This is a genomic window from Pararhodobacter sp. (assembly GCF_036802785.1).
Taxonomy (GTDB): Bacteria; Pseudomonadota; Alphaproteobacteria; order Rhodobacterales; family Rhodobacteraceae; genus Pararhodobacter.
On the sequence record NZ_DAIRVN010000137.1, the window covers coordinates 1 to 3,737 of the forward strand.

Annotated in this window: 6 protein-coding genes and 1 pseudogene; all 7 read right to left on the reverse strand. The window is 71.1% G+C overall.

All coding sequences use genetic code 11. The annotated features are described in order from the left end of the window. Window positions 1-627 (reverse strand): annotated as a pseudogene (locus tag V7Q53_RS23190) (hypothetical protein); the annotation flags it as partial. Continuing rightward, entirely contained in the window at window positions 624-1,019 is a 396-nt protein-coding gene (locus V7Q53_RS23195; protein WP_333831393.1) for an ExbD/TolR family protein, read from the reverse strand. The pseudogene V7Q53_RS23190 and the gene V7Q53_RS23195, both read right to left, overlap by 4 nt. Window position 1,020: 1 nt before the next feature. Further along, window positions 1,021-1,404, reverse strand: coding sequence for an ExbD/TolR family protein (locus tag V7Q53_RS23200; RefSeq protein WP_333831394.1), 384 nt, complete (start codon window positions 1,402-1,404; stop codon window positions 1,021-1,023). Continuing rightward, window positions 1,401-2,039 carry a MotA/TolQ/ExbB proton channel family protein gene (locus V7Q53_RS23205; RefSeq protein WP_333831396.1) on the reverse strand — a complete coding sequence of 213 codons (639 nt, stop codon included), beginning with the start codon at window positions 2,037-2,039 and terminating at the stop codon, window positions 1,401-1,403. Before V7Q53_RS23205 ends, V7Q53_RS23200 begins: the two co-directional genes overlap by 4 nt. Continuing rightward, the gene (locus V7Q53_RS23210) at window positions 2,036-2,722 is read right to left on the reverse strand and encodes an adenosylcobinamide amidohydrolase (RefSeq protein ID WP_333831398.1); all 687 of its coding nucleotides are present in this window, start codon (window positions 2,720-2,722) and stop codon (window positions 2,036-2,038) included. Before V7Q53_RS23210 ends, V7Q53_RS23205 begins: the two co-directional genes overlap by 4 nt. Next, on the reverse strand, window positions 2,719-3,483 hold the full coding sequence (locus V7Q53_RS23215) for an ABC transporter ATP-binding protein (protein WP_333831400.1): 765 nt from the start codon (window positions 3,481-3,483) through the stop codon (window positions 2,719-2,721). The genes V7Q53_RS23210 and V7Q53_RS23215 overlap by 4 nt, the downstream gene beginning before the upstream one ends. Beyond that, the coding region (locus tag V7Q53_RS23220) for an iron chelate uptake ABC transporter family permease subunit (RefSeq protein WP_333831402.1) at window positions 3,480-3,737 on the reverse strand (258 nt) is incomplete at its 5' end. The genes V7Q53_RS23220 and V7Q53_RS23215, both read right to left, overlap by 4 nt.

Genomic DNA, 3,737 nt, shown 5'->3' on the forward strand with positions numbered 1-3,737 from the left:
GGCGGTTGCGGTGTCGCGCCGGGGCTGCGGGCGCGCCGGAGGATGGGGTGAGCGCTCAGGGGCCTCAGCCAGCGGAGGCAGAGGCGGGGGTGGGGATGTATCTGGTAGCGTATCGGGCGATTCATTGACCAATTCGGCCCGCTCGGGCAGCGCGGCAAGGGCGGGCGCTGCCGGGGGCAGGGGGGCGAAGGCCTCGGTGGTATCGGGCAGCGCGGGCCGCTCCGGCAGTGCGGCAGGGTCGGTGATCAGGGCGACGCGCGGCGCGGGAGGCGGCGCCGGGGCTGTGGTATCCGGCGTGGTGTCAGAGGCCGGGGCCGGTTGCTCCATCGCCTGCAGCCCGGGCAGTTCCGGTGTGACGGAGGGGCGCGGTTGCGGCAGGCTGTCTGCCGTTGTGGCGAGGTCTGTGAGGGCTGGCCCGGCAAGGGCGGGCGACGGTGCCAGTTCCGGCGGGCGCTCCCATGCCGCGACAAGGGCTGCCAGCGCCGCATCACCTCCCTCAAGCGTGATCTGCCCCTGCCCGCCATCTCCGCCCGCGCTGACGCCGCCCTGCGCCACCAGCGCAAAGGCACCGACATGGGCCGCGACGGCCACGGCCAGAAAGGGTGCGATCTCCAGCAGCGGTTTCATGGCGCCCCGCGTTGCAGTGTGGCCAGCCGCAGGTCACCGATACCCAGCGCCGTCAACCGGCGCATCAGCCGCGCCAGATCAGCCGCTGGCAGCGCGGCGTCAGCGCGGATCAGCACCGGCCCGTCGCCCGCCGCAAGCATGGCAAGGGCGGCATCGCCAGTGAGGTCGTCATGCATCAACCCACCCGTGGCATCCAGCCAGAGGGTGCGGGGCGCGGCCCCGGCGGCATCCGGGGTGGCGTCAGATGCGGCTTCGGGCGGGGAGATGTCAAAGGGCGGCGGCGGGGCGATCTGGGCGGTCATCAGGAAGAAGATCAGCAGCAGGAAGACCACATTGATCATCGGCAGGATGGCCTCGCGCCGGGGCCGGGGGCGGGGGGGCAGAAAATCCATGCTACGGCTCCACCAGAACAAGCCGCGTCAGGCCCCCGGCCACCAGCCGTTCGGACAGATCGGTCAGATGTTGCAGGCTGGCCCCGTCGCGCGGGCGCAGGATGACGGGGTCATCCGGACCTTGCATCAGCGGCGCAAGGGCGCCGGGCAGCGCCTCGGCGGAAAGGGGGCTGCCGTTCAGCCACGCCCCGCCCGGTGCGAATTCCACCAGCCGGGGCGGGCCGGACCAGCCCTGCCCGCCACCCGTGCCGCCCGACAGCGCCAGAACCCCCTCAACCCCGAAGCGCGCCGCCAGCATGAAGAAGATCAGCAGCAGGAACACCACGTCGATCATCGGCGTCAGGCTCATGCGGCGACGGGGGCGGGGCGGGCCAAGGGTGATCATGGCCGGGCCTGTGGCGCTGCCTGCCGGGCGACAAAGATGCGGGTGGCGAGGTCTTCCATCTCGGCCTGCAACCGGTCGGTCACGCTGTCAAACCAGCTCAGCGCCATGGATGCCGGGATCGCCACGGCCATGCCCGCAGCGGTGGTCAGCAGCGCCTGCCAGATGCCCCCTGCCAGCGCCGCCGGATCGGCGCGGTTGCCGGAATCCTGCAGGGCCTGAAAGGCCTCAATCATGCCCAGAACCGTGCCCAGAAGCCCGATCAGCGGTGCGATTGTGGCGATCAGGTCAAGCGCGCGCAGGCCGCGCCGCGCCTTCATCAGCCCGCCCCGCGCCACCCGCACCGTTTCCTCGCGCGCGGCGGGTTCGGGAAGGGTGCGCAGGCTGTCCATCGCCCGGTGCGCCATGTGGGCGCGCAGCCCGGTGCGCGGCGCAAGGAGGGTAAGGGCGGCCTCGGTCCGGCCCGCCTGCCAGTCGGTCAAAGCCGCCTCGGAGGCCGCGCGCGACCATGCGCCAAGGCGCGCCAGATCCCAGGCCTTCCACAGGATCAGCGTCAGCGTGGCGACGGACAGAAGCGCGATGGCCAGCATTGCCGGGCCGCCGCGATCAAGGAAAGCGATGAGCGCATCAAGGGTCATGGTTGCGTCCTTTCATCCGTGACACGGCCGATGGTGCCGGTCCAGTCCTGCGCGCCCTGCAACACGGCGTCATAGACCGCGCGGCCCAGTGCGATGCCGGTATCGGTGTGCAGGCCTGCGTAATCATCGGCCCCCTCGGGCGCGGCCATGGCGATGCAATCGGTGCCGGTGCCGGTGGCCGTGCCGCTGGGCAGGCGGTGGCCCGCATCCATGATGGCAGCGGTGCGGGCCTGCGTGGCGATGCTCAGCGCCTCAAGCAGGCCGGTCTGCGACAGGGGGTGGTTCAGTTTGACGGCGATGTTGATGGTGCCATAGGCCGCGCCCAGTTCGCAGTTCCAGTCGCGGTCGGTGCGGTCCATCCGGTGGCCGACACGCTCGGCGTTGGACAGGCCGACGGTGGCGAGCGCCTGCGCGGTCACCGCGTTTTCCGTGGCTTCGCGCAGCACATGACGGTCGATCCGGCGCGAGGTCAGCAGGCAGATGGCATCCTCAGACCCTCGTGCCGCCAGTTCCCGCGCCAGCCACGCGCCGACATCCAGCCCCGGCGGCAGATCGGCATTTCGGATCTCACGCCACAGAATGCGCCGGGCTGTCTGATAGCCGGGGCGGTTGACGGACCAGCTGAGCACCTGATGCGGTGCGCCCAGGTCATACTCCAGCCAAGGGGCGGCAAGCGTGATCATCGGATCACCCCCAGCGGCTGGAACACCGGGCCTTGCGGGGTTTGCGCGAAATGGGCGGTGATCTGGAAAACCTCGGCCAGCAGATCAGCGGTCAGCACGGCGGCGGGCGGGCCATCGGCCACTAACTGCCCGCGATGCAGCACCAGAAGCCGGGTGCAATGGCGCGCGGCGAGGCCCAGATCATGCATCGAGCACAGCACGGCATCACCCGCTGCGGCCTGTTCCGCGAACAGCGTCATGAGGGTGATCTGGCTGGCCGGGTCCAGCCCCGCCGCCGGTTCGTCGGCCATCAGAAGCGGGGTTTGCTGCGCCAGTGCGCGGGCGATCAGCACGCGCGCCTGCTCGCCGCCCGAAAGCTGGTTGGCGGCGCGGCTGCGGAAACTCTCCAGCCCCATCCGGGCGATGGCGCTGTCGATGGCTTTGCTGTCTTCGGGCGTTGGCGCGTGGCCCGGCGCGCGGTGCGGGTTGCGGCCCAGCGCGATCAGGGTCTCCACGCTGACCGGCCAGGCGATCTCGCGCTGCTGGGGCAGCCATGCGACGGTGCGCGCGCGCACCAGCCGGTCAAGCGCGCTCAGCGAGGAATGCCCGCGCGCCGGCATCAGGCCAAGCGCCGCGCGCATCAGCGTGGTTTTTCCGGCGCCGTTGGGGCCGATCAGGCCCACACATTCCCCCGCCGTGATGGTCAGCGAGACGTCGCGCAGCACATCGCAGGGGCCGCGTGCGACGGAGAAATCGCGCAGGGTCAGAAGGGGCGCAGTCATAGCCCCTCCCTCCGCGTGCGGTAGATGAGGTGCAAAAACAGCGGCGCGCCGACAATAGCGGTCAGCACCCCCAGTTTCAGGTCGCGCTCAGGCAGGATCATCCGCACAGCGATATCGGCGGCGAGCACCATCGCCGCCCCGCCCAGCGCCGAGGCTGCCAGCAACCGTGAGGGCCGCGCGCCGACCACCGGGCGCAGGATATGCGGCACCACCAGCCCGACAAAGCCGATCGCCCCCGCCACCGCCGTGCCCGC

Bases quoted from the DNA above. Each gene is read 5' to 3' on its own strand.
- V7Q53_RS23210 (WP_333831398.1), bottom strand. From the start codon at position 2,722: ATGATCACGCTTGCCGCCCCTTGGCTGGAGTATGACCTGGGCGCACCG.
- V7Q53_RS23205 (WP_333831396.1), bottom strand. From the start codon at position 2,039: ATGACCCTTGATGCGCTCATCGCTTTCCTTGATCGCGGCGGCCCGGCA.
- V7Q53_RS23200 (WP_333831394.1), bottom strand. From the start codon at position 1,404: ATGATCACCCTTGGCCCGCCCCGCCCCCGTCGCCGCATGAGCCTGACG.
- V7Q53_RS23195 (WP_333831393.1), bottom strand. From the start codon at position 1,019: ATGGATTTTCTGCCCCCCCGCCCCCGGCCCCGGCGCGAGGCCATCCTG.
- V7Q53_RS23215 (WP_333831400.1), bottom strand. From the start codon at position 3,483: ATGACTGCGCCCCTTCTGACCCTGCGCGATTTCTCCGTCGCACGCGGC.